The 23219-nt window shown below is 63.9% G+C and carries 21 protein-coding genes; 12 read left to right on the plus strand and 9 right to left on the minus strand.

The window, feature by feature from the left end:
- Positions 1 to 7: 7 nt before the first annotated feature.
- Positions 8 to 1333, plus strand: coding sequence for a glycolate oxidase subunit GlcF (glcF, locus tag NKI21_RS14850; RefSeq protein ID WP_352866102.1), 1326 nt, complete (start codon positions 8 to 10; stop codon positions 1331 to 1333).
- A 10-nt stretch (positions 1334 to 1343) separates the two neighbouring features.
- Here glcF and NKI21_RS14855 read toward each other — a convergent pair whose 3' ends face one another.
- The gene (locus tag NKI21_RS14855) at positions 1344 to 2264 is read right to left on the minus strand and encodes a bifunctional 5,10-methylenetetrahydrofolate dehydrogenase/5,10-methenyltetrahydrofolate cyclohydrolase (RefSeq protein ID WP_127292743.1); all 921 of its coding nucleotides are present in this window, start codon (positions 2262 to 2264) and stop codon (positions 1344 to 1346) included.
- A 262-nt stretch (positions 2265 to 2526) separates the two neighbouring features.
- Positions 2527 to 3264: a L,D-transpeptidase gene (locus NKI21_RS14860; protein WP_352866104.1), complete on the minus strand. Its 738-nt coding sequence runs from the start codon at positions 3262 to 3264 to the stop codon at positions 2527 to 2529.
- Positions 3265 to 3479: 215 nt separating this feature from the next.
- Between NKI21_RS14860 and NKI21_RS14865 the strand changes: the two genes are divergently transcribed.
- Positions 3480 to 4118: a DNA-3-methyladenine glycosylase I gene (locus tag NKI21_RS14865; protein WP_023809022.1), complete on the plus strand. Its 639-nt coding sequence runs from the start codon at positions 3480 to 3482 to the stop codon at positions 4116 to 4118.
- Between the two features lie 29 nt (positions 4119 to 4147).
- Here NKI21_RS14865 and NKI21_RS14870 read toward each other — a convergent pair whose 3' ends face one another.
- Positions 4148 to 4402: a hypothetical protein gene (locus tag NKI21_RS14870; protein WP_352866107.1), complete on the minus strand. Its 255-nt coding sequence runs from the start codon at positions 4400 to 4402 to the stop codon at positions 4148 to 4150.
- Between the two features lie 228 nt (positions 4403 to 4630).
- Here NKI21_RS14870 and hisS point away from each other — a divergent pair, with 228 nt between their 5' ends.
- The 5 genes from hisS to NKI21_RS14895 all read left to right on the plus strand — a co-directional run bounded on the left by hisS (position 4631) and on the right by NKI21_RS14895 (position 11529).
- Positions 4631 to 6136 (plus strand): histidine--tRNA ligase, encoded by a 1506-nt coding sequence (hisS, locus tag NKI21_RS14875; protein WP_352440694.1) that lies wholly within the window; start codon positions 4631 to 4633, stop codon positions 6134 to 6136.
- A gap of 178 nt (positions 6137 to 6314) precedes the next feature.
- Complete coding sequence (locus tag NKI21_RS14880; protein ID WP_352866111.1) at positions 6315 to 7436, plus strand: ATP phosphoribosyltransferase regulatory subunit; 1122 nt, start codon at positions 6315 to 6317, stop codon at positions 7434 to 7436.
- The gene (gene hisG, locus NKI21_RS14885) at positions 7433 to 8131 is read left to right on the plus strand and encodes an ATP phosphoribosyltransferase (protein WP_352866114.1); all 699 of its coding nucleotides are present in this window, start codon (positions 7433 to 7435) and stop codon (positions 8129 to 8131) included. Before NKI21_RS14880 ends, hisG begins: the two co-directional genes overlap by 4 nt.
- Before the next feature lie 334 nt (positions 8132 to 8465).
- Positions 8466 to 10238: an AMP-binding protein gene (locus NKI21_RS14890; protein ID WP_352866116.1), complete on the plus strand. Its 1773-nt coding sequence runs from the start codon at positions 8466 to 8468 to the stop codon at positions 10236 to 10238.
- A gap of 187 nt (positions 10239 to 10425) precedes the next feature.
- Entirely contained in the window at positions 10426 to 11529 is a 1104-nt protein-coding gene (locus tag NKI21_RS14895) for a calcium:cation antiporter (protein ID WP_352866119.1), read from the plus strand.
- 48 nt (positions 11530 to 11577) lie between these two features.
- Here NKI21_RS14895 and NKI21_RS14900 read toward each other — a convergent pair whose 3' ends face one another.
- Positions 11578 to 12486: a LysR substrate-binding domain-containing protein gene (locus tag NKI21_RS14900; protein ID WP_352440691.1), complete on the minus strand. Its 909-nt coding sequence runs from the start codon at positions 12484 to 12486 to the stop codon at positions 11578 to 11580.
- Between the two features lie 101 nt (positions 12487 to 12587).
- Here NKI21_RS14900 and NKI21_RS14905 point away from each other — a divergent pair, with 101 nt between their 5' ends.
- Positions 12588 to 13082: a DUF8737 domain-containing protein gene (locus NKI21_RS14905; RefSeq protein ID WP_352440690.1), complete on the plus strand. Its 495-nt coding sequence runs from the start codon at positions 12588 to 12590 to the stop codon at positions 13080 to 13082.
- A gap of 98 nt (positions 13083 to 13180) precedes the next feature.
- Here NKI21_RS14905 and NKI21_RS14910 read toward each other — a convergent pair whose 3' ends face one another.
- A complete protein-coding gene (locus tag NKI21_RS14910; protein WP_013530368.1) occupies positions 13181 to 13858 on the minus strand; it encodes an MIP family channel protein in 678 nt (225 codons plus the stop codon).
- Between the two features lie 182 nt (positions 13859 to 14040).
- On the opposite strand from NKI21_RS14910, the gene NKI21_RS14915 reads away from it, so the two are divergent.
- The 4 genes from NKI21_RS14915 (at position 14041) to guaA (ending at position 18338) form a co-directional block, all read left to right on the plus strand.
- Positions 14041 to 15330 carry an RsmB/NOP family class I SAM-dependent RNA methyltransferase gene (locus NKI21_RS14915; RefSeq protein ID WP_352440689.1) on the plus strand — a complete coding sequence of 430 codons (1290 nt, stop codon included), beginning with the start codon at positions 14041 to 14043 and terminating at the stop codon, positions 15328 to 15330.
- A 121-nt stretch (positions 15331 to 15451) separates the two neighbouring features.
- Positions 15452 to 15910 carry a PaaI family thioesterase gene (locus NKI21_RS14920; protein WP_013530371.1) on the plus strand — a complete coding sequence of 153 codons (459 nt, stop codon included), beginning with the start codon at positions 15452 to 15454 and terminating at the stop codon, positions 15908 to 15910.
- 141 nt (positions 15911 to 16051) lie between these two features.
- Positions 16052 to 16720 carry a 5'-methylthioadenosine/S-adenosylhomocysteine nucleosidase gene (locus tag NKI21_RS14925; protein ID WP_023809009.1) on the plus strand — a complete coding sequence of 223 codons (669 nt, stop codon included), beginning with the start codon at positions 16052 to 16054 and terminating at the stop codon, positions 16718 to 16720.
- Positions 16721 to 16775: 55 nt separating this feature from the next.
- The gene (gene guaA, locus NKI21_RS14930; RefSeq protein ID WP_352440688.1) at positions 16776 to 18338 is read left to right on the plus strand and encodes a glutamine-hydrolyzing GMP synthase; all 1563 of its coding nucleotides are present in this window, start codon (positions 16776 to 16778) and stop codon (positions 18336 to 18338) included.
- 185 nt (positions 18339 to 18523) lie between these two features.
- Here guaA and NKI21_RS14935 read toward each other — a convergent pair whose 3' ends face one another.
- From NKI21_RS14935 to NKI21_RS14950, 4 genes are read right to left on the minus strand one after another with little or no spacing between them, the layout of a single operon-like run.
- Entirely contained in the window at positions 18524 to 19624 is a 1101-nt protein-coding gene (locus NKI21_RS14935) for a histone deacetylase-like amidohydrolase (protein WP_128302563.1), read from the minus strand.
- Between the two features lie 10 nt (positions 19625 to 19634).
- Positions 19635 to 21218, minus strand: a complete 1584-nt coding sequence (locus tag NKI21_RS14940; RefSeq protein ID WP_352722993.1) for a GMC family oxidoreductase — start codon at positions 21216 to 21218, stop codon at positions 19635 to 19637.
- Positions 21219 to 21228: 10 nt separating this feature from the next.
- Positions 21229 to 22305 (minus strand): branched-chain amino acid ABC transporter permease, encoded by a 1077-nt coding sequence (locus tag NKI21_RS14945; RefSeq protein ID WP_023809006.1) that lies wholly within the window; start codon positions 22303 to 22305, stop codon positions 21229 to 21231.
- A gap of 26 nt (positions 22306 to 22331) precedes the next feature.
- The gene (locus NKI21_RS14950) at positions 22332 to 23219 is read right to left on the minus strand and encodes a branched-chain amino acid ABC transporter permease (RefSeq protein ID WP_023809005.1); all 888 of its coding nucleotides are present in this window, start codon (positions 23217 to 23219) and stop codon (positions 22332 to 22334) included.

Consider the following 23219-nt stretch of genomic DNA (forward strand, 5'->3'; position numbering starts at 1 on the left):
ATCAGCGATGCAGACCAATTTTTCGCTTGCCCAGCTTGCCGATCCGCATGTCGCGGAATCGGAAAAGATCCTGCGCAAATGCGTGCATTGCGGCTTCTGCACCGCTACCTGCCCGACCTATGTGACGCTTGGCAACGAGCTCGATTCACCGCGCGGGCGCATCTACCTGATCAAGGACATGCTGGAGAACGGCCGTCCGGCCGACAAGGAGATCGTCACCCACATCGATCGCTGCCTGTCGTGCCTTGCCTGCATGACCACCTGCCCGTCGGGCGTCAACTACATGCATCTGGTCGACCATGCCCGCGCCCATATCCAGGAGACCTACAAGCGGCCGCTGCTCGACCGCCTGACCCGCGCCATGCTGGCCTTCGTGCTGCCCTATCCCCAGCGTTTTCGCGCGGCGCTCAAGCTGGCGAAGTTGGGCAAGCCGTTCATAGGCTTGTTCGACAAGGTTCCGGCGCTGAAGCCGCTCAGTGCGATGCTCAAGCTCGCGCCGGCCTCGATCCCGACAGCATCGCCAAGCGCTTCACCTGGCATCCATGCCGGGCAGGGGAGCAAAAGAGGCCGCCTCGCCATCCTCACCGGCTGCGCGCAGTCGGTGCTCGATCCCGCCATCAACGAGGCGACGATTTCGCTGCTGACTCGGCTCGGCGTCGAGGTCGTGGTGCCACCGGGCGAAGGCTGCTGCGGCGCGCTGGTGCATCATATGGGGCGCGAGCAGGCCGCGCTTGCCTCTGCGAGGCAGAATGTCGATGCCTGGACGCGCGCCATCGAACAAGGCGGGCTCGATGCCATCGTCATCACTGCCTCCGGCTGCGGCACGACGATTAAGGACTACGGCTTCATGCTGCGGCTCGACCAGGTCTATGCCGACAAGGCGGCGCGCGTTTCGGCGCTGGCCAAGGACATTACCGAATATCTCTCGACCTTCGACCTGCCTGAACCGGTGCGCAAGCCGGGCACGGTCGTCGCCTATCACTCGGCCTGTTCGATGCAGCACGGCCAGAAGATCACCCGCCAGCCGAAGGAACTGCTCGCCAAGGCCGGCTTCATCGTGCGCGAGCCGCGCGAAGGGCATTTGTGCTGCGGTTCGGCCGGCACCTACAACATCCTGCAGTCCGAAATCTCGGCCAAACTGCGCGACCGCAAGGTGAAAAACATCGAGGCGACGGGGGCTTCGATCGTCGCCACAGGCAATATCGGCTGCATCACGCAGATCGCTTCGGCGGCGAAGATGCCGGTGGTGCACACGATAAAACTGCTCGACTGGGCCTATGGTGGGCCGATGCCGGAAGGCGTTTGGGGAGAGAACCTCATCGCCGCGGAGTAGGGCGCCGCGCTTACTCCGCCGCGAGCCTGTCCGCCGTACCGTAGGTCGCCTCATAAAGCGCACGCTGGCGGCTGAGCGCCACCATGGTGTTGCGCAGCAGGATGGCGACCGTAATCGGGCCGACGCCGCCCGGCACCGGGGTGATCCAGGAGGCGACCTCGCGCACGCTTTCGGTGTCGACGTCGCCGACGATGCGGCTTGAGCCGTCGGGGCCGATTTCGGAATTGATGCCGATGTCGATGACGGCCGCACCCGGCTTGACCATGTCGGCCTTGATCAGCCGCGGCTTGCCAACGGCGACGAACAGCGCATCGGCACGTCGCGCATGGGCGGCGACCGACCGCGTCATGTGGTGGCACACGGTAACCGTCGCGCCTTCGCTCATCAACAGGAAGGCGATCGGCTTGCCGACGATTTCCGAATGGCCGACGATGACGACTTCCAGTCCCTTGAGGTCGAGGCCGGTTTCCTTGAGCAGTTCGACCGAGGCCGCCGCCGTGCAAGGCGCGAGATCGAGCTGGTTGTAGACGATGTTGCCGATCGAGGCCGGATGCATGCCTTCGACATCCTTGAGCGGATGCACCGCCGCCTGCAGCGTCCTGATAGGGATATGCACTGGGACCGGCCGCTGGATGATGATGCCGGTAACGCGCGGATCGGCGTTCAGGCCGTGAATGGCCGCTTCCAACTCGCCTGCCGTGATGGTGGCGGGAAAGCGCCGTTCCTCGAAATCGATGCCGGCGAGCTCAGCCTTGGCGCGCTGGTTGCGCACATAAACATCCACCGCATCGGTGTCGCCGACGGTGATCGAGATCAGCTTGGGGGGAAAGCCCTCGGCTTTGGCGATCGCGGCGTCCTCGCGAACGGCGGCGATGATGCGCTGGGCGACCGGGCCGCCCTTGAGATAACGGCTGTCTTCGGACAGGGGCATGGGTGAACTCTTTTGTGGAACTAGCCACCGAGATAGCAAAAGAATGCGGCAAAGGGCAGCATGAAAGCGAACCGCTATGCCCGTTGCGCGACGCGTGGGTGACCTTCTGCCCTCGATTTCTGCTCAAAAACGGAAAGGGCAGCGCGGTTTCCCGTGCTGCCCTTCCTGACCGGCCGCATCCCCATACGGCCCGTCCCCCGTTGTCCCTAAACTGGCCTCGAAAAGCGGACTGCTTTGCCGGCCAGGTGATTCGCAGGACCTACTATATCACCTCGACCGTGGTTCCGACATTGACCCGTTCATAGAGGTCGACGACGTCCTCGTTGCGCATGCGGATGCAGCCCGATGACACCGCACCGCCGATCGTCCACGGCTGGTTGGTGCCGTGGATGCGGTACTCGGTCGTGCCGAGGTAGAGTGCGCGGGCGCCAAGCGGGTTCTCCGTGCCGCCGGCAAGATAGGTCGGCAAATAGCGGCCCTTGGCGGCTTCACGCTTGATCATCTGCGCCGGCGGGCGCCAGTCCGGCCATTCGCGCTTGTTGGTGATCTTGTGCGTACCCGACCATTCGAAGCCCGGCTTGCCGGTGCCGACGCCATAGCGCCTTGCCTTGCCGTTCTTCTCGACCAGGAAGAGGAAATTCTGCGTGGTGTCGATGACGATCGTGCCCGGCTTCTGGCCTCCGTCATAGTCGACTTCCTGGGGCAGGTAGATCGGGTTGATCTGAGGACGCGCGACCATGCGCTTGGCCGGCGGCTGCACCGCCGCCGTCTGCACCCGGTCGGGCTGCGCCAGGCGCAGGCGCCGCTGTTGCTGGACGACCTGGCGGTTCTGGCGCACGATACCGGGCGCATGGCCAAGCTGCAGCACCCAGGGTGCCGAAAGGTCGGGGCTCACCATCACCGGCGGCCTGTCGGCATAGCGGTCGCCGGCGGTTGAGGGTGTGACGCCGGCGGCAAACACAGCCACGGCGCCGAGCACGGGAAACAGAACTGTCTTCATCGTAACGCACCTTGATCGTCTGATACAAAACGGGTGGAAACGTCCTCCCGGTTCGGCGATCATTGGCGCGCAAGCAGCAACCGAAACATGAATCGGAATGCGTAAAATGCAGAACTGTCGGTAAACCTTTTGGTGTGGTTACCGCCGGGTTCAGGAATCTGGTAAAGCCGCAGTAAACGCCGCGCAAAAGCGCGTTAACGAACGGATTTTGGCTTATGGACAAGGAAAACACCGGCCTGCTCGCCGGTCCTGATGGTGTCGCGCGCTGCTTCTGGCACGGCAATCTGCCCGACTATCTGCACTACCATGATCATGAATGGGGCCGGCCTGTGGCCGACGACCGCAGGCTGTTCGAAAAGATCTGCCTCGAAGGCTTTCAGTCGGGCCTGTCGTGGCTGACCATTCTGCGCAAGCGGGAGAATTTTCGCGAAGCCTTCGCCAATTTCGAGTTCGACAAGGTCGCCGCCTTCACCGACAAGGATGTCGAACGCCTGCTCGGCAATGCCGGCATCATCCGCCATCGCGGCAAGATCGTCTCGACCATCAACAACGCCAAGCGCGCCCGCGAGATGGCCGACGAGTTCGGCTCGCTGGCCGCCTGGTTCTGGAAGTTCGAACCCGGCAAGGAGGAGCGGCCGCAGATCGTCGATCTCGCCCATCTGCGCGCCAACCCGACCACGGCGGTCTCGGTGCGGATTTCGAAGGAGTTGAAGAAACGCGGCTGGAGCTTCGTGGGGCCGACCACTGTCTACGCCTTCATGCAGGCGATGGGCCTGGTCAACGACCATCTCGAGGGCTGCATCTGCCGCAAAGAGGTCGAGAAGCAGCGGAAGGCGTTCAAAAGGCCGAAGTAGCCCCTCTACTTCCGGTAAAGCGAGTAATTTCAGGTGCCGTTGGCGCTGGCCAGCACCAGGCCGGCGACGATCGCCACCACCGTGGCCACGGTCGGATAGATCACCAGCAGGCCGGTCATCAACGCGTCGCGCATGGATGGACCCTTGCCGGTGTCGGCCGGGACTTCGAACGGGCCGGCAGCCTGGCTGACCATTTTCGGAGCGTCGATGTCGGCCGGGCGCAAACGTGCGGGCAATTCGCCGGCATCGCTGCCGATGGCATGGAATCTTGCTGTGCTGGTCATCGCCGCGAACCCCCCATTTCGGCGCGTTTATCTCTTGCGATTGTGTCGGCACAATGCCGCGCTGGTGTCGGCATTGTTTCATTTTTGGCGCGGTTTTGTTTCACGGAGGTTCGAGCGGGGTGCTGGGTGCCGACCCTTGCCGCTCCCGGCTGCATCAGTTAGGAAACGCGCGCTGCCGAATAGGAAATTTCCTATCCCGCAACGCCACGAAACACCGGATGCTCACTCATGGCCGACAAATCGGAAAAGACGAAAGCGCGACTGCCGCGCGGTTTTGCCGACCGCAGCGCCGAGGACATCCGCGCCGTCGAGAAGATGATGGCGACGATCCGCTCGGTCTATGAGCTTTACGGTTTCGAACCGGCAGACCAGCCGCTGATCGAATACACCGACGCGCTCGGAAAATTCCTGCCCGACCAGGACCGGCCGAACGAAGGCGTGTTCTCCTTCCAGGATGACGACGACCAGTGGCTGTCGCTGCGCTATGATTTGACGGCGCCGACGGCCCGTTACGTCGCCGAGAATTATGAGCGGCTGCCCAAACCCTACCGCAGCTATCGCTCCGGCTGGGTGTTCCGCAACGAGAAGCCAGGCCCCGGCCGCTTCCGCCAGTTCATGCAGTTCGACGCCGACACGATCGGCACGCCGGGCGTGGCCGCCGACGCCGAAATGGCGATGATGATGGCCGACGTGATGGAAGCGCTCGGCATCAAGCGCGGCGACTACGTCATTCGCGTCAACAACCGCAAGGTTCTGGATGGCGTGCTGGAGGCGATCGGGCTTGGCGGCGAGGAGAATGCCGGACGAAGGCTGACGGTGCTGCGCGCGATCGACAAACTGGACAAGCTCGGGCCGGAAGGCGTGAAGCTTTTGCTTGGCCCGGGCCGCTGGGACGGCGGCAAGGAGGGCGAGGGCGACTTCGCCAAGGGCGCCGGGTTGAACAACGGGCAGGCCGAGGCGGTTCTTCTCGCGACTGCGAGGACTATACAGACCGGCCAGGATTCCATGGTCAGTTCGAATGCCATCTACCAGGAAGGCGTCGGCGAACTCGCCACGATTGAAGCGCTGGTCAGGGCGGCAGGATATGGCGAGGACCGCATTGCCATGGACCGCTCGGTCGTGCGCGGCCTCGAATACTATACCGGCCCCGTTTTTGAGGCCGAGCTGCTGGCCGAAATCCCCAACGAGGACGGCCAGATCGTACGCTTCGGCTCCGTCGGTGGTGGCGGGCGCTATGATGGCCTCGTCTCGCGCTTTCGTGGCGAGCCGGTGCCGGCAACCGGTTTTTCCATCGGCGTCTCCAGGCTGATGACCGCGCTGAAGAACCTCGGCAAGCTCGATGCCTCGGACGTGATCGCACCTGTCGTCGTGCTGGTGATGGACAAGGACACCGACAGCCTCGGCCGCTACCAGAAGATGGTGGCGGAGCTGCGCGCCGCCGGCATCCGTTCCGAAATGTATCTCGGCGGCGCCGGCATGAAGGCGCAGCTCAAATATGCCGACCGCCGCGGCTGCCCGGTCGCCATCATCCAGGGTGGCGACGAGCGCGCCAAGGGCGAGCTGCAGATCAAGGATCTGATCGAAGGCGCGCGCATGTCGGCCGAAATCACAGACAACGCCGAATGGCGCGCCGCCCGCCCGGCGCAGGTGACGGTGGCGGAAAGCGAGCTGGTTGGTGAGGTGAAGAAGATATTGGCGGCGCAGGCCGCTGATCGCGCGAAAGGTGGCGCTTGAATACCCCCCTCTGGCCTGCCGGCCATCTCCCCCGCAAGGGGGGAGATTGGATGCCGCCGAGGCTTTCGCCAATCTCCGGTGTTGAAGATGGCGCGCCAAGCTCGAAGCTGCCAATCTCCCCCCTTGCGGGGGAGATGGCCGGCAGGCCAGAGGGGGGTGCCTCGCGCCCATCCGATCGATGACCTCCCGCTACCCCGCAATATCAACCGACATCACCAACCTCTTCGCCACCTGCAACACGCATGCGGTCGAGGTCGCCATACTGCAGCCGGCCGACCCGTTCCTCGACATGGCCGGCGAAGATCTGCGCCGCCGGATTTTCCTTACCGAAAGCGAAACCGGGCAGACATTGTGCCTGCGGCCGGAATTCACCATTCCGGTCTGCCTCGACCACATAAGCTCGCAGGCCGGCACGCCGCGCCGTTATTCCTATCTGGGCGAGGTGTTTCGCCAGCGCCGCGAAGGCGGCAACGAGTTCTTCCAGGCCGGCATCGAGGATCTCGGCGACCGCGATACCGCTGGAGCCGATGCCCGCTCGGTGGCCGATGCGCATGCGCTGCTGTCGCTGGTGCTGCCCGGCCAGGCATTGGCGATCACGCTCGGCGACCAGACTATTTTCGAGGCGGTTCTGGCTGCCCTTGGCCTGCCGCGCGGCTGGCGCATGCGCCTTGCCCGTGCGTTCGGCTCGGCGCCGATGCTTGAGGCGGCTCTCGCCGATCTCGCCAACCCGCCGCGCAACGGCCAGCTCTCCGGGCCGGTCGCGGCCCTTGTGCTAGACGGTGATCTGGACGGTCTTTCCGCCCATATCGCCAGCGGCATGGAAGAGGCGGGCCTGTCGGCGTCCGCCGGACGCGCGCCGTCCGACATTGCCCGGCGGCTGATCGAGAAAGCCGAATTGCGCAGCGTTCGGTTGTCGAGCGAGGCCTTTTCCGCGCTGAAGGATTTTCTGGCGATCGACGTTCCGCTTGATGGCGCAACCCAGGCGCTGGAGTCCTTCGCCACCGGCGCCGGTCTGTCGCTCGATGTCGCGCTGGAAAAGTTCGCTGCCCGCGCCAAGGCGATCGAAGCGCATGGCTTGCCGGCCGATAAAGTCCGCTACGACGCCGCCTTCGGCCGCCCGCTCGATTACTACACCGGCCTGGTTTTCGAAATCGCGGCCGACAATGGCGACCGGCCGCTGGTCGGCGGCGGCCGCTATGACCGGCTGCTGACCCTGCTTGGCGCGAAGACGCCTATCCCCGGCGTAGGCTTTTCGGTCTGGCTCGACCGCATCGAGGCATTGCGGGAGACGGCGCCATGATCACGCTGGCGATCCCGTCGAAAGGCCGCCTGAAAGAGCAGGCGCTGCAAATACTGGCCAAAGCCGGCCTCGCCGTCAGCCTGCCCGGTGACGAGCGCAAATACCACGCCCGCGTCGAGGGTCTGGATGATGTCGAAGTGGTGTTCCTGTCGGCTTCCGAAATATCAGGCGAGATCGGCCAGGGCGCCGTCGATCTGGGCATCACCGGCGAGGATTTGGTGCGTGAAAACCTCGCCGACTGGGAGGCGCGCGCCGAAATCGTCGCCCGTCTCGGCTTCGGCAATGCCGATGTCGTGGTGGCTGTGCCGGATATCTGGCTCGATGTCGACACCATGGCCGATCTCGACGACGTCGCCGCCGATTTTCGCCAGCGCCATGGCCGGCGGCTGCGCATCGCCACCAAATACTGGCGGCTGACCCAGCAATTCTTCTCGCAGAAGCACGGCATCCAGGTTTATCGTATCGTCGAGAGCCTAGGGGCTACCGAAGGCGCGCCGGCGGCCGGTCTGGCCGATGTCATCGTCGACATCACAACCACCGGCTCGACGCTGCGCGCCAATCATCTCAAGGTGCTGGGCGATGGCCTCGTCCTGCGCTCGCAGGCCTGTCTGGTAGCGTCGAAGAAGACACGGGCGGCGGCGGATGAGGCGCTCTTGCGCGACATTGCCGCGAAGATGGCGGCTGCGGCCGGATAGCGGCGGGCCTTCGCCCGCTGCCCTCAGGGCTCCGAACCCAGCTTCAAAACCTTACGGCGGGCCGTCCTGCGGTGTCGGTAACTTTGCGCCGGGGTTTTTCCTGTATAGGAATTATTTCCTTGATCGATGCAGTCAGCTATGGTACATTTTTGCCTATGGTGCTGATTTGCGCCAGTGACCCGCCGCCCAGGCGGGTTTTTGCGTTTTGATGTTCGTCAACCAACGAAGGCCCCGAAGCGTCGTGGACCGTATCGTTGCCCGGCCCCGACCATCGGCGGGATTTTCACCACCCCCTCGGGCTGATAGGCTCGGCCAGTCCCGGGAGGAGAGAGCGATGCCGGTCAATCTCGACGAGCTGAAGAATGCCAGCAATCTTCGCGGACGCGGCGCGCGTGCTGGCGGTGTCTTCGTCGCACCCGTCGACAACAGGGCGCATGTCTCTGGCGAACGCAGCGTGCCGCTGCTCGACAAGACCATCCCCGCGCTGTTTTCCGACACCGTCAGCAAATACGGCACGCTCGACGCCGCCGTTTTCGTCGATCAGGACAAGCGCTTCACCTGGAGCGAACTTTCGGACACAGTGGATGCGCTGGCCGCCGGCTTCCTGGCACTGGGCTTGGCAAAGGGCGATCGCGTCGGCATCTGGTCGCCCAACCGCTGGGAATGGCTGGTGACGCAGTTCGCCACCGCCCGCATCGGCCTGATCCTAGTCAACATCAACCCCGCCTATCGGTTGACCGAGCTCGACTATGCGCTGAACAAGGTCGGCTGCAAGGCGCTGGTCACCGCTGCCAAGTTCAAGACGTCAGACTATCTCGGCATGATCGAGACGCTGGCACCCGAGATCGCCAAGGCCACACCGGGCAAGCTCAAGGCACAGAAACTGCCGGCGCTGAAGATCGTCATCCGCATGGGCGACGAGAATTCGCCCGGCATGTTCAATTTCGGCGACGTGCTGGCCATGGCCGGGCGTGACGAGCATGACAGCCTCGACCGCATCTCGGAGAAGCTGAAGCCGGGCGAGGCCATCAACATCCAGTTCACCTCAGGCACCACGGGAGCCCCCAAGGGCGCGACGCTGACCCACAGCAACATCGTCAACAACGGCAATTTCGTCACTTCGGCGATCAAGCTGACCGTCGACGACCGGCTGTGCATTCCGGTGCCGCTCTACCACTGCTTCGGCATGTCGATGGGCACGATGGGTTGCGTCTCGAAAGGCGCGACCATGGTTTTCCCAGGAGAAGGGTTCGACGCCGGCGCCACACTGAAGGCGGTGGCTCAGGAACGCTGCACCGGGCTTTATGGCGTGCCGACCATGTTCGTCGCCCTGCTGGATCATCCGGATTTTTCCGCCTTCGATCTCTCCAGCCTGCGCACCGGCATCATGGCCGGCTCGCCATGCCCGATCGAAGTGATGAAGAAGGTGGTGTCGCTGATGCATATGGAACAGGTGACCATCGCCTACGGCATGACCGAGACCAGCCCGGTCTCGTTCCAGAGCGGCGTCGACGATCCCTTGGAAAAGCGCGTCTCGACCGTCGGGCGCATCCACCCCCATGTCGAGGTCAAGGCGGTCGATGCCGATGGCGCTACCGTTGCGGTCGGCGTACCGGGTGAGCTTTGCACGCGCGGATATTCGGTGATGAAGGGTTACTGGGACGACGAAGACAAGACCCGCGAGGCGATCGACAGCGACGGCTGGATGCACACCGGCGACCTCGCCACCATCGATGCCGAGGGTTATTGCAACATCGTCGGCCGGGTCAAGGATATGGTCATCCGCGGTGGCGAGAACGTCTATCCCAGGGAGGTCGAGGAATTCCTCTACCGCCATCCAAAGGTCAAGGAGGTGCAGGTGTTCGGCATTCCCGACGCCAAATATGGCGAGGAGCTGTGCGCCTGGATCGTGCTCAAGCCCGGCCAGATCGCCACCGAGCAGGAGGTCAAGAATTTCTGCGCCGGCCAGATCGCCCATTACAAGATCCCCCGCCACATACGCTTCCGCACCGAATTGCCGATGACGGTGACCGGCAAGCCGCAGAAGTTCTTGATGCGCGAGGCGATGGTGGAGGAACTGGGGCTGGTGGCGCAGAAGACGGCGTGAGCGAAGGCGGCGCTTCGGTTTGTCCGGCGCGCTGGGTGCGGTCAGGTCGCGATCCTGCTGCATCATTTGGAGCGCGTTGTTTGTGAGGGGGCGAACGCCGGCCGTCGGGCCTGCCGGATGTTTTCCAAGGCGCTCCACACTCCGCATGGGTTTTCCGCAAGGTTCGCAGAAGCGCATAGGGGCTTGAATGGGTGGTTTCAAACGATCGGTGGTTTCTTATGCGATGCCCTTGGCCGCCTTGGTGATGGCTGTTGCAGCCAGGGCAGGCGGGCTGTCGGCGGACGAAGGTTCGCTGAGCGCCAGGATACTCGTCGGAGCGCTTTCGAGTGCGATTATGTTCACCACCATTTTCGTGGTGCTCGACCACGCCGAGGCGGTGGCCCGGCGTGTAGGAGAGCCCTATGGCACATTGGTGCTGACTTTTGCCGTGACGGCAATCGAGGTGTCGATCATCGTTTCCATGATGCTGCATGGAGAGAACAACCCTACGCTTGCACGTGAGTCCGTCTTCTCAACGGTGATGATTGCATCTACCGGCGTCGTCGGCACGTGTCTTGCGCTCGGCGGCTGGCGTCATCGCAAGCAGGCAATTGTTCGACAAGGGACCAGCGCATATTTGGCGGTTCTGATCGCACTGACCATCATGACGCTTATTCTGCCGACCTACACACAAGCTACGGGGCCGGGCACATTTTCAGCAGCTCAACTTGGCTTTGTGAGCGTGCTTTCGGTGCTGCTTTATGCAAGTTTTGTGTTCGCGCAGACTGTCCGCCACCGAGAAGACTTTGTCGAAGGGCAGGCCCACGGCGTTTCGCTGCGGACTGCCCCTCACGAAAGCGTCTTTGCCGGCACATTGCTGCTCTTGATCGGGCTGATCGGCATTGTCATGCTCGCCGAGCAGGTCGCCGCAAGTGTTGAAAACACGCTCGTTGCCTATCAGGTGACACAGGCTGACAGCATTGTGGGGGCATTGATCGCCGGGCTGGTTTTGATGCCAGAGGCCATTTCGGCGGTTCGCGCTTCACTCAACAATGAACTGCAACGCGGCTTGAATGTCGCGATGGGTTCCGCTTGCGCCACAATTGGTTTGACAATACCGGCGGTCGCAGCCGCCAGCCTGCTGACGGGAAGAGGGTTAACCCTGGGGCTGCCGGCTGCTGATGCGGTCCTTTTGGTCTTGGCGCTTTTCATATGCAATGTAAGCTTCAGCACCGAAAGAACGACGTTCTTGACCGGAATGGTCCATCTTGTAGTATTTTTTACTTATGTATTTCTGATATTTATACCATGAGAGCTTTGGCGCAAACGAAGCGCCAAGGGGGCGGTGTCCTTCGTTACCTCACGCCGTGGATTTGAGGTGGTCGATGAAGGCGCGCAGCTTCGGCAGGATCTGGCGCTTGCCGGAATGGTAGAGGAAGACGCCCGGCGTCGTGGCGGCGATGGTGTCTAGGACCGGCTCGAGTTTTCCCTGGCCTATCGGACCTTCGGCGACGGGTCGGGGGATCTGCGCCAGCCCGATGCCCTGCATCGCGGCCCCGAGCAGCGTCGGATAGTCGTGCGCGATCAGCGGGCCTGAGACCATCGCCTCGATCTCGCCGTTGCCGTCGACGAAAGACCAGGGCGCGATGGCGCCGTTCGAACGGCGCAAGCGCAGGCAGGCGTGGTGGCGCAAGTCGTCGACGTGCTCGGGGTAGCCATGGTGCTCGAGATAGTCCGGACTGCCGACGACCACGAACGGGAACGACGGCGTCAGCCGCACCGCAACCATGTCGGGCGCGATGAACTGGCCGAGGCGGATGCCGGCATCGAACCCGCCGGTCGCAAGATCGACCATCTCGTCACTCGCGGCGATCTCCAGCTCGATCTCCGGATAGGTTCGGCAGAACGACGCGATCATCGGCTCCAGGATCAACGGCACGACGGCGCGGGGCACAGACAGGCGTAGCAGCCCGGTTGGCCGTTGGCCGACATCGCGCGCGGCCTCGCCTGCCGCGACGAGCTCCTCGAAGGCAGGTCCGGCACGATCGAGGAACCGCTGGCCAGCCTCTGTCAAACCGACGCTTCGCGTCGTGCGCACGAACAGCGCCGCACCCGTGCGGGCTTCCAGCGTGCGCACCGCCTGGCTCACGGCGGACGGCGTAACGCCGAGATCGGCGGCGGCACGGCGAAAGTTGCGGCGCCTGGCAACCGCCAGGAAGGTCTCGACCCCCTCCAGCGCACCGTGCCGGACTGTGTAGTTCTGCTTCATAGGTTGTTGTGATTACACCGGGTAGTCGAATTATGGAAGCAGGCTTAGAGGTAACCGACTGAAGCTGGGGCCGCGTGAACCGGCTGCTGACAGGAGGCCAAATGTCCACGGAAATGGTGTTCCAGACCCATCTCGTTCTAGGCTACGTCGCGTGGCCGCTCTGCTTCGGCGCATACGGCCTCCCATGGCTGAGCTCGCTGGACCGGGTCGCGGCGCAACGTGCCATCGCCACCCTGCACAGCTTCCGTTTCTTCGGGCTCGTCTTCATCCTGCCGGGCGTCGTAAGCCCCGATCTGCCGGCCGGTTTCGCCGTGTTCGCCGCCTACGGCGACTTCGCAACAGGGGTACTGGCCATGCTGGCGCTGCTCACGGTGAGGCTACCCCGGCTCTTCTGGCCGTTGATCGTCGCCTTCAACATCGTCGGGACGGTCGAGCTCGTCGTCGATTATTACCACGCCATTCAGGTCGGCCTCCCTGCACATGCGGGGCAACTGGGCGCCGCCTACGCGATCCCGATCATCTATGTACCGCTGCTGATGATCACGCACATCGCCGCATTCTATTTTCTGCTACGCCCTCGAAGGTCCGGATCCTAACGACGACCGCCCCGGCTGTGCTTTGACGGCAAGAGTATCGCCCAAAGAAAAAGGCGCGGGCTTGGCCCGCGCCTTTGTTCTGTCCAGGCTTTCGAAGCTCAGTCCTTCTCGAAGATGCGCGCCTTCGCAACCACGCCGGCGATGGCGCCGCCGATCAGCGGTGCAACGATGAACAGCCAGAGCTGGCCGATCGCGGCAGTTCCCGAAAACAGCGCCGGGCCGATCGAGCGGGCCGGGTTGAGCGACGTGCCGGTCACCGGGATGATGGCGAAGTGCAATCCTGCCAGCGTCAGGCCGATGACCAGTCCGGCGAACGCGGTCGAGTGCTTTTCAGCCGTGACGCCAAGGATCACGGTGACGAAGGTGAAGGTGCCGATCACTTCCCACAGAAATGCCGAGCTGACGCCCCATTTCGTCACATCCCAGCCATTGGCGCCGAAGCCGGTCGTGTGTCCGCCAACCTGGCCGGAAACGATGATCCACAACGCCAGCGAAGCAAGGACGCCGCCGATGACCTGCGCGATCCAGTAGGGGATGACGTCCTTGGCCGGCAGCCGGCCGGCAAGGAAGACGCCGAGCGTCACCGCCGGATTGAGATGCGCGCCCGAAATCGGGCCGATCGCATAGGCCGCCGCGATGAGGCCGATGCCGAACGCCAGACCGATGCCTTCCTGGCCGAGCGGCAGCGCGCCACCGAAGCCGCCCGTCACCACAGAAGCCGTACCGATGAACACCAATAGAAATGTGCCTAGAACTTCCGCCAGATAAGTCTTCATTGCCCTCTCCTCGTGTCGATCCGCCGGTCCACCTTTTGCGCGCCGCGAATCACAACCGGAAGAGTATTCGCAACCAGAAAAGTTGGAAAGCAGAGCGGTTGTGCAGGCCGACCTGCTTGTGCGCGCCGGTTGCGCGCTCTAGAGCAGGGCCGGAATAATTTTCTGCGTGACGGAACAAGACCATGCGATTGGGCGGACGGCTGGCTGCGGCCATCGAAGTGCTGGAAGACATCGGCCGGCGCCACCGGCCGGTGGCGGACGCGCTGAAGGATTGGGGCCTGTCGCATCGCTTCGCCGGCGGCGGCGACCGTGCGGCGATCGGCAACATCGTCTATGACGCCTTGCGCCACAAGCGTTCCGCCGGCTGGCTGCTGGGGCAGGACACGCCGCGCGCCATCGGCTTCGGCGCGCTGCTGCTCGAATGGGGCCAGACGGCACAATCGCTCAACGAGGCGCTTGATGGCGACAAGTTCGGACCGCCGCTGCTGACCGCCGCCGAGCTTCAGGCCATCGCCGACCATCGGCTCGCCGACGCGCCGGACGCGGTGCGGGCGGATGTTCCCGACTGGTGCGCGCCGCTTTTCGAGCGAGCCTTTGGCTCGACCTGGGCCGACGAGGGCGCGGCGCTGGCAACGCGCCCGCCGCTCGACCTCAGGGTCAACACCTTGCAGGCCAATCGCGACAAGGTGCTGGCCGAACTGACGGGAACTGGCGCGAAACCCTCGGCAATCGCGCCACACGGCATCCGCATCCCGCCGATCGACGGCGACGGCCGGCACCCGAACGTGCAGGCCGAGCCGGCTTTCCAGAAGGGCTGGTTCGAGGTCCAGGACGAAGGCTCGCAGATCGCGGCCGCCCTTGCCGGGGCCGAAGCCGGCATGCAGGTGCTGGATTTCTGCGCCGGCGCCGGCGGCAAGACGCTGGCACTGTCGGCTTCGATGGAAAATCGTGGCCAGATATTTGCCCACGATGCCGAAAAGGCGCGACTGGCGCCGATCTTCGACCGCATCCGCCGCTCTGAAAACCGCAATGTCCAGATCGTCACCAAGCCGGCCGAACTCGCCCCGCTCGGCAACCACATGGACATCGTGCTGGTCGACGCCCCCTGCACCGGCAGCGGCACCTGGCGGCGCCGTCCCGATGCCAAGTGGCGGCTGACGCAAAGGCAGCTCGATGCCCGCAAGGGCGAGCAGTCGGCGATCCTCGATGCGGCCAAAGCCTATGTCAAACCGGGCGGCCTGCTGGTCTACGTCACCTGCTCGGTGTTTGATGAGGAAAACGGTGAGCAGATCGCGGCCTTTCGGGACCGTAACAGCGGTTATGTTCCCGTCGACCACCGCCAGCTCTGGGACAGCCGTTTTCCCGGCCATGAGGCAGCCGCACGCATCGGCGCCAAAGGCGACATCTCGCTGTCGCCGGCGCTCAGCGGCACCGATGGGTTTTATCTCTGTGCGTTACGCAGATCGGCCTGAATCCAATTCCTGACGGATGCGCCGGCCGGCAGGCCATGTCGATTGTGCAGTGCAGCAAAAGCATTTGCCTGCCGTCCATGCCTCTGCAATAAGCTTGTCCGCGTAAAGGAAGGCAGCGGCAATGGCAGCAAAGATCGTACCCGCCCCGGACTATGAGGATCGCGTCAGGACCTCCTTCGCGCGCCAGAAGGCGATGGCCACGATCGGCGCCGAACTGACGCTGGTGACCCCCGGCATCATCGAGATCGAGATGCCCTATTCGGCGGCACTCACCCAGCAGCATGGCTTTCTCCATGCCGGCGTCATTTCGACGGCGCTGGACTCGGCCTGCGGCTATGCCGCCTTTTCGCTGATGCCGGAAAATTCCGGCGTGCTGACCATCGAGTTCAAGGTCAACCTTCTGGCGCCGGGCAGGGGCGAGCGCTTCCTGTTCCGCGGCTCGGTGACCAAGCCAGGCCGCACCATCATCGTCGCCGACGGCCAAGCCTACGCCTTCGCCGCCGACGGCGAGGCCAAGCTGATCGCCACCATGACCGGCACCATGATGACCGTGGTCGGGCGTGATGGCATAGAAGGGTGAGTGGCCGGTTCGCCGCAGGCGAATCCATCGTGCCGGTGGCACGATGGAAGGCCACGAACGCCGGGAGCTGCCGGAGGCAGCGGGTCCCGGCGAGCGGCGGTGCAGATAAGCAGATGATCCGGCGGAGAGGAGCAAATCATCATGACCGGTAAAGTGTCGCGCCTGTCGGGCAAGGACGTCCTCTTCGTCATGGCGGCGCAAGCCGAATACGGCCCGCACCTCAAGCAGCTGTTCACGCCATTGATGACCGGTGTCGGTCCGGTCGAGGCCGGCGTCAGGCTGGGTGCGGAACTCTCCTGGCTGAAATCGCAAAAAGCACTGCCGGATCTCGTTGTTTCGCTCGGCTCAGCCGGCAGTCGGACGCTGGAGCAGACGGAGATCTACCAGGCGGTTTCGGTCAGCTACCGTGACATCGACGCTTCGCCGCTCGGCTTCGAAAAGGGTGCGACACCCTTCCTCGACCTGCCGGTAACCGTGCCATTGCCCTTCAAGATACCGGAGATCAGGCAGGCGACCCTGTCGACCGGCGCAGCGATCATCACCGGCGCGGCCTATGATGCTGTTAGCGCCGACATGGTCGACATGGAGACCTTCGCCTGCCTGCGCGCCTGCCAACTGTTCGACATTCCGCTGATCGGTCTGCGCGGCATTTCCGACGGGGCGGCGGATCTGCGGCATGTCGGCGACTGGACCGAATATCTTGAAGTCATCGACGAGAAGCTGGCGGACGCCGTCATGCGGCTCGAACGGGCGATCGGCGACGGCGCCCTTCGGACGGAACCATCCCATGAAGATGCCAGACCAGCCTGAAAGTCGGGCTACGCAACCCATTGCGCCGACTCGTTTCTTTCTCTAAACGCTCGCCATGAAAACAGCCAATCATCCCGACACCGTCCTGATTGTCGATTTCGGCAGCCAGTTCACCCAGCTCATCGCCCGCCGCATCCGCGAGGCCGGCGTGTTTTCCGAGATCGTGCCGTTCCAGTCGGCCGAAGCGGCATTCAAGCGCATCAATCCGAAGGCCGTCATTCTGTCCGGCGGTCCGGCTTCGACCGGCGATATAGGCAGCCCGCGCGCGCCGCAGATCGTCTTCGATTCCGGCGTGCCGGTGCTTGGCATCTGTTACGGCCAGATGGCCATGTGCGTGCAGATGGGCGGCGTTGCCGAAAGCTCCGACCATCGCGAGTTCGGCCGCGCCTTCGTCGAGATCCAAAAGGACAGCCCGCTGTTCGAGGGCCTGTGGGCACCCGGCCAGCGCCACCAGGTGTGGATGAGCCATGGCGACCGCGTCATCTCCTTGCCCAAGGGCTTCGAAGTGTTCGGCAAGTCGGAAGGCTCGCCCTTCGCCATCTTCGGCAGCATCGAGCGCAAGATGTACGGCATCATGTTCCACCCCGAGGTGGTGCATACGCCCGACGGCGCCCGGCTGCTGCGCAACTTCGTCCACAACATCGCCGGCATCGAGGGCGACTGGACCATGCGCGCCTACCGCGAGCACGCGGTCGAGACGATCCGCAAGCAGGTCGGCAAGGGCAAGGTCATCTGCGCGCTGTCGGGCGGCGTCGATTCCTCCGTTGCGGCGCTGTTGATCCACGAAGCGGTCGGCGACCAGCTGACCTGCATCCTTGTCGACCACGGCCTGATGCGCAAGGACGAGGCCGCGGGCGTGGTGGCGATGTTCCGCGAACACTACAATTTACCGCTCATTCTGGTGAACGCGTCGGACCGTTTCATCGACGCCCTCGAGGGCGAGTCGGACCCGGAGAAAAAACGCAAGACCATCGGCCGGCTGTTCATCGAGGTGTTCGAGGAAGAGGCCAAGAAACTCGGCGGCGCCGAATTCCTGGCGCAGGGCACGCTCTATCCCGACGTCATTGAAAGCGTCTCCTTCACCGGCGGCCCGTCGGTGACGATCAAGTCGCACCACAATGTCGGCGGCCTGCCCGCGCGCATGAACATGCAGCTTGTCGAGCCGCTGCGCGAGCTGTTCAAGGATGAGGTCAGGGCGCTAGGCAAGGAGCTTGGCCTGCCCGAAAGCTTCATCGGCCGGCACCCGTTCCCAGGCCCGGGTCTTGCCATCCGTTGCCCCGGCGGCATCACCCGCGAAAAGCTGGAGATCCTGCGCGAGGCCGACGCCATCTATCTCGACGAGATCCGCAAGGCCGGCCTCTACGACGCCATCTGGCAGGCCTTCGCCGTGCTGTTGCCGGTGCAGACGGTCGGCGTGATGGGCGATGGCCGCACCTACGAGTTCGTCTGCGCGCTGCGTGCCGTCACCTCGGTCGACGGCATGACGGCGGATTTCTACCACTACGACATGGCCTTCCTCGCCGCCGCCGCCACCCGCATCATCAACGAAGTCCGCGGCATCAACCGCGTCGTCTACGACGTGACGTCGAAGCCGCCGGGAACAATCGAGTGGGAGTAGGAGTTAGCGTAGTCTGGAATGCTCCGGCGTAGTTTTTCGCAGAAAAAGCAACGATTTGCGGTTTATCTCATTCACTATCGACGCTGCATCAGCCGCACGTCCTACCGTCAGCGCAAGCCCGCATTTGTGAGATTGGGCGCCGGTGTGTCTTGAGATCGCCTCATTGGCTGACCGCAATCAGAATTCTAGGCGATGCCGCCCAAAAGTTCCTCCGCCCTGGAAACAGCGGCCGCCTGATGTGGCTGCAAGGGTTGGCCGGCATAGCTTTCGAAGACAGGCAGGAACGGGTCGTCGATATGCGTCCTGATGCCGGACAGCTGCTCCATCACCGCCAGGCCGCAATAGGGAACGTAGGAGGCCGAATAGCCGCCCTCATGCGACATCATCAGGCGCCCGCCGCAGAGGTCGTCCGCCGCCTGCATCAACATCCGCGTCATGTCGCGGTAGCTGCCGCTATGCAGCATCATGCGCCCCAGCGGATCGGCCGCCGAGGCGTCGAAGCCCGACGGCACGACGATGAGATCAGGCTTGTAGCGATTGAGCGCCGGTAGCACGACGCGTTCGAAGACGGACATGTAAGCGCCGTGGCCGCAGCCGGCCGGCAGCGGTACATTGATGTTGTAGCCTTCTCCCTTGCCCTCGCCGCGTTCCTTGTGAAGACCGCTGTCATCCGGATAAAGCCCGTCCTGATGGATCGAGATGGTCAGCACCGACGGGTCCGAATAGAAGGCGGACTGGGTGCCGTTGCCGTGATGAACATCCCAGTCGACGCTGGCGACCCGCTCGAAGCCATGTTTGGCCCGGTTCTTCAGGATAGCGACCGGAACGTTGCCGAACAGGCAAAAGCCCATGCCTTGCCCGCGCTCGGCATGATGGCCGGGCGGTCGTACCAGCGCATAGCCATTGTCGACATCGCCGCTCAACACCGCATCCATCACCGCTGCCGTGCCGCCGGCGGCCAGACAGGCGATTTCGTAGCTGCCATGGCCGAAGGGGGTGAGATAGCTCGCATCGCCGCCGCGCCCGTCACTGAGCAGCTTGATACGGCTGATGTAGTCGCGGTCGTGAAACAGGGCGAGGTCGTCCTCGCTCACCGCGACGGAGGCGATCTTGGACAATTTTTCGGTCAGGCCCGAAACCTCCATCAGATTGCGGAATCTGCGTTTCGTGTCGGCATTCTCCGCATGCTCGCCGGGCTCGATGGTCAGGCTCGGCTGAAAGAACTGCGCGGCATTGCCGGTCTCGTGCCAGAGATAGAGTTCGTGGAAATTCCAGCCTGTCGTCATGTTTTGTTTCCTAGCCCGCCAGGATCATTGACGCGGCGCGTTCGGCGATCATGATCGTCGGCGCGTTGGTGTTGCCCGACACCATTTTCGGAAAGACCGAGGCATCGGCGATGCAAAGCCCGTCCAGCCCATGAACCTTCATCGACGTGGGATCGACGACGGCCATCGCATCTGAACCCATGCGGCAGGTGCTGGTCGGGTGATAGAGCGTCGTGCAGTGGCCGCGTATATAGTCGGCGATCTCGGCGTCGCTCTCGCATTCGGCGCTCGGCGTGATTTCGCCGACGAGCATTTCGGCAAGCGGCGACTGCGCCGCGATGCGCCGGCTGATGCGGATGCCTTCGACCAGCGTGGCGATGTCCGAGCCATCCTCGTCGCTGATGAAGTAACGTGGGTCGATCGCCGGATATTCGATTGGATTGGCCGAGCGCAGGCGAATCTCGCCGCGGCTGTCTGGCCGCTGCAACGTGGTGTGCAGCGTGATGCCGGGCCTGGACGAAAGGAACCGAACATAGTCGCGATGCGGGCTGATGGCGCCGTAAAGCTGCAGGTCCGGCTCGATATCGGGCCGGCTCTTGACGAAGCCGCCCGCCGCCACCCAGGGTGAGGAACGCGGACCGCTGCGCGATGTCTGCCATTCCGCGAAGTCGCGCTGCAGCGTCTCGTCGGTCCAGGCGCCGACGCCGATCTTGTCCTTGGTATAGAAGGTGATCGGAATGTTGATGTGGTCCTGCAGATCCTTGCCCACGCCCGGGAGGTCGTGCACGGGAGCAACGCCGACCTGGGCGAGTTCGTCGGCCGGCCCGATGCCCGAAAGCAGCATCAGCTGGCAACTGCCGATCGAGCCCGAGGACAGCACCACCTCGCTGTCGGCGAAAGCGGTCTCAGGTTCGCCATTGACGAGATAGCGGATGCCCTTGACCCGGCCCTTCTCGACGATCAGGCCCGTCGCCAGCACACCGGTTTTCACGGTCAGGTTGGGTCGTTCCCGCGCCGGGCGCAGATAGGCCTTGCCGGTGCCCCAGCGTTCGCCATTCTTGATGGTGAACTGGAACAGGCCGACGCCTTCCTGCTCGACGCCGTTGAAATCGCGGTTCTGCTTGTAGCCTGCGGCCTTGCAGGCCTCGATCCAGGCAAGCTCGTTGGGATCGACATGTCCGACATTGCCGATATGGAGCGGCCCGTCGGCGCCGTGCAGCGGGTCGTTGCCGAGTTCGGCATTGCTTTCACTGGCCTTGAACACCGGCAGCACGTCAGCCCACGCCCAGCCGGGGCAGCCCATCGCCGCCCAGCCATCATAGTCGGACGGCAGGCCGCGAATATAGATCATGGCGTTCAGCGCGCCGGAGCCGCCGATCATCTTGCCGCGCGGCCAGAACACCCGCCTGCCGCGGCAGCCGGCCTGCGGCTCGGTGTAGTAGCTCCAGTCGACTTGCGTGTTGAACATGGTCGGCCAGTCCGACGGCACGTCCGAGGCGAGCGGCGCCTCGCGCCCGGCCTCGAGCAGCAGCACCTTGCGGGCAGGATCGGCGCTGAGCCGGTTTGCCAGCACGCAGCCGGCCGAGCCGGCGCCCACTATGATCGTATCGAACATCGTCAGTCTCTCACTTTCCGGCCGGGGTCGGGCTTTGCACAATGCTGCTTGCTGCCGGCTTGCTGTCGGGGCTGTCGGGGCTGGCGCGACGGCGCCCGAGCCAGTCGATGAGATCACCAAAACGGCCGACCAGCCCCTTGGGCATCAACACCACCGACAGGGCGATGATCAGGCCGAGCCCGAGCGTGCGGAACTCGCCGCTCTCTCGCATCAATTCGTCAGCCAGCACCAGCACCACCGTCCCGACCAGCGGTCCCCAGAACGTGCCGACGCCGCCGACCACGACGATGGCGATGATGAACATAAGTTGCGACATCGACAGCACACCGGGGCCGATCGCCTGGAAATGCGCGGCATAGAAACCGCCGGCCAGCCCGGTGAAGAAGGCGGAGATGCCGAACACCAGAAGCTGCGCCTGGAAGCGGTTGACGCCGCGGGCCACCGCATAGCCCGGATTGTCCTTCAGCGCCCGGAAGGCAAGGCCGATAGGGCTTTTGACGATCGCGTAGGTGAAGACCATGGTGAGCGCGAACAGCACCGCGATGATGGCGTAATTGCCGACCAGCCACTGCGCCCGGAGCAAGGCCCTGGTGCCGAGGTCGCCGAAGCGGGCAAAGCCGACGGCGCCGCCGGTGAACTGGCGGCAGACGGAGCCGACCATGACGAAACATTCGGTGTCGGTGACGATCAGCAGATACATCGTCTGGGCGATCGCCAGCGTCAGCAGCGCCACATAGACGCCGGTCAGGCGAAGGCAGGCGAGGCCGACGACCAGCGAGAACAGCACGGAGCCCAGCGCGCCCGGCACAAGTGCTGCCCAGACGTTCCAGCCGAAATAGAAGCAGAGCATCGCCGTCGCATAGCCGCCGAACGCAAAGATCGCCATTTGCGCCAGCGAGAAGATGCCCGAGAAGCCGAACAGGAGGTTCCACTGCGAGGCGATCGTCGCATAGAACAGCGCCAGCACGATCTGGCCAAGGATGTAGCGGCTGTCGACCAGGAACGGCAGCGCGATCGCCGCCGCGATCAGCATCAGGCTGATGGCAAGATCAGTCCTGGCCGAGCGAGACATGGAGGAACGGGACATGGGGCGTGTCTCTGTCATGATGCCCCTCACATGCGCCGGATTTCGGCGTGGCCGAAAAGGCCGGACGGCCGCCAGATCAGCACGGCAATGACGACGAACAGCAGCGATGGAAAGCCCCACCTGGCGCCCAAGGCGTACTGAACGAAGGATTCGAGCAACGCCAGCCCAAGTGCTGCTGCGATGGCGCCCGGCAGATTGCCGAGACCGGCGACCACGCACATGATGAAGGCCTTCAGCATCGGGTCGTTGCCGAGTGGCGGCGACAATTGCGTCATCGACGAGACCATGACGCCGCAGATGCCGGCGAGCGCGCCCGACAGCATCAGCACCTGCAGGTAGACGCGGTTGACGGCGACGCCCATGAGCTGCGCCGCGTCGCGGTTCTGCGCCGTCGCCCGGATCGCACGGCCCATCCGCGTGCGGCCGAGCGCCGCCGAGACGACCACCATCATCACGACCACCACCGCGATGATCAGAAGGTTCTGCCAGGGCAGCGTCAGCGGTCCCAGGCGTAAGGCACCGGCGATCGAAACCGGCTGCTTCAGCGGCTGCCCGCCATAGGTCAGGAGGATGGCATTCTCGAGGGCGATGCCGATGCCGACCGTGGCGATCATGACGTTGGCTTCGAATGTCGATTTGTCATTCTGCAGGAGATTGCGAACGATCGCGAAATAGAGGATGGCGCCGGCCAAAGCACCCGCGACGATGGCACCGGCGAAACCGATCGCGACCGGCAGGCCGAGCGAGGTGATCACCGTGAAGGCGACGTAGCCGCCAAGCGTCAGCATCGCCGCATGGGCCATGTTGAGCATGCCCATCGAACCCCAGACCAGCGACAGCCCGACCGTCGCCAGCGCATAGAGCGCGCCCGAGGTGAAGCCGGCGACGAGAATGGCCATGAGAACGTCGGTCAT

Origin of the sequence: Mesorhizobium sp. M0715 (assembly GCF_040320355.1) — a bacterium.
Classification (GTDB): Bacteria; Pseudomonadota; Alphaproteobacteria; order Rhizobiales; family Rhizobiaceae; genus Mesorhizobium.

Excerpts from the sequence above, each read along its gene's own strand:
- glcF (WP_352866102.1), top strand. The coding sequence starts at position 8 with ATGCAGACCAATTTTTCGCTTGCCCAGCTTGCCGATCCGCATGTCGCG.
- NKI21_RS14855 (WP_127292743.1), bottom strand. The coding sequence starts at position 2,264 with ATGCCCCTGTCCGAAGACAGCCGTTATCTCAAGGGCGGCCCGGTCGCC.
- NKI21_RS14860 (WP_352866104.1), bottom strand. The coding sequence starts at position 3,264 with ATGAAGACAGTTCTGTTTCCCGTGCTCGGCGCCGTGGCTGTGTTTGCC.
- NKI21_RS14865 (WP_023809022.1), top strand. The coding sequence starts at position 3,480 with ATGGACAAGGAAAACACCGGCCTGCTCGCCGGTCCTGATGGTGTCGCG.
- NKI21_RS14870 (WP_352866107.1), bottom strand. The coding sequence starts at position 4,402 with ATGACCAGCACAGCAAGATTCCATGCCATCGGCAGCGATGCCGGCGAA.
- hisS (WP_352440694.1), top strand. The coding sequence starts at position 4,631 with ATGGCCGACAAATCGGAAAAGACGAAAGCGCGACTGCCGCGCGGTTTT.
- NKI21_RS14880 (WP_352866111.1), top strand. The coding sequence starts at position 6,315 with ATGACCTCCCGCTACCCCGCAATATCAACCGACATCACCAACCTCTTC.
- hisG (WP_352866114.1), top strand. The coding sequence starts at position 7,433 with ATGATCACGCTGGCGATCCCGTCGAAAGGCCGCCTGAAAGAGCAGGCG.
- NKI21_RS14890 (WP_352866116.1), top strand. The coding sequence starts at position 8,466 with ATGCCGGTCAATCTCGACGAGCTGAAGAATGCCAGCAATCTTCGCGGA.
- NKI21_RS14895 (WP_352866119.1), top strand. The coding sequence starts at position 10,426 with ATGGGTGGTTTCAAACGATCGGTGGTTTCTTATGCGATGCCCTTGGCC.
- NKI21_RS14900 (WP_352440691.1), bottom strand. The coding sequence starts at position 12,486 with ATGAAGCAGAACTACACAGTCCGGCACGGTGCGCTGGAGGGGGTCGAG.
- NKI21_RS14905 (WP_352440690.1), top strand. The coding sequence starts at position 12,588 with ATGTCCACGGAAATGGTGTTCCAGACCCATCTCGTTCTAGGCTACGTC.
- NKI21_RS14910 (WP_013530368.1), bottom strand. The coding sequence starts at position 13,858 with ATGAAGACTTATCTGGCGGAAGTTCTAGGCACATTTCTATTGGTGTTC.
- NKI21_RS14915 (WP_352440689.1), top strand. The coding sequence starts at position 14,041 with ATGCGATTGGGCGGACGGCTGGCTGCGGCCATCGAAGTGCTGGAAGAC.
- NKI21_RS14920 (WP_013530371.1), top strand. The coding sequence starts at position 15,452 with ATGGCAGCAAAGATCGTACCCGCCCCGGACTATGAGGATCGCGTCAGG.
- NKI21_RS14925 (WP_023809009.1), top strand. The coding sequence starts at position 16,052 with ATGACCGGTAAAGTGTCGCGCCTGTCGGGCAAGGACGTCCTCTTCGTC.
- guaA (WP_352440688.1), top strand. The coding sequence starts at position 16,776 with ATGAAAACAGCCAATCATCCCGACACCGTCCTGATTGTCGATTTCGGC.
- NKI21_RS14935 (WP_128302563.1), bottom strand. The coding sequence starts at position 19,624 with ATGACGACAGGCTGGAATTTCCACGAACTCTATCTCTGGCACGAGACC.
- NKI21_RS14940 (WP_352722993.1), bottom strand. The coding sequence starts at position 21,218 with ATGTTCGATACGATCATAGTGGGCGCCGGCTCGGCCGGCTGCGTGCTG.
- NKI21_RS14945 (WP_023809006.1), bottom strand. The coding sequence starts at position 22,305 with ATGTCCCGTTCCTCCATGTCTCGCTCGGCCAGGACTGATCTTGCCATC.
- NKI21_RS14950 (WP_023809005.1), bottom strand. The coding sequence starts at position 23,219 with ATGACCGACGTTCTCATGGCCATTCTCGTCGCCGGCTTCACCTCGGGC.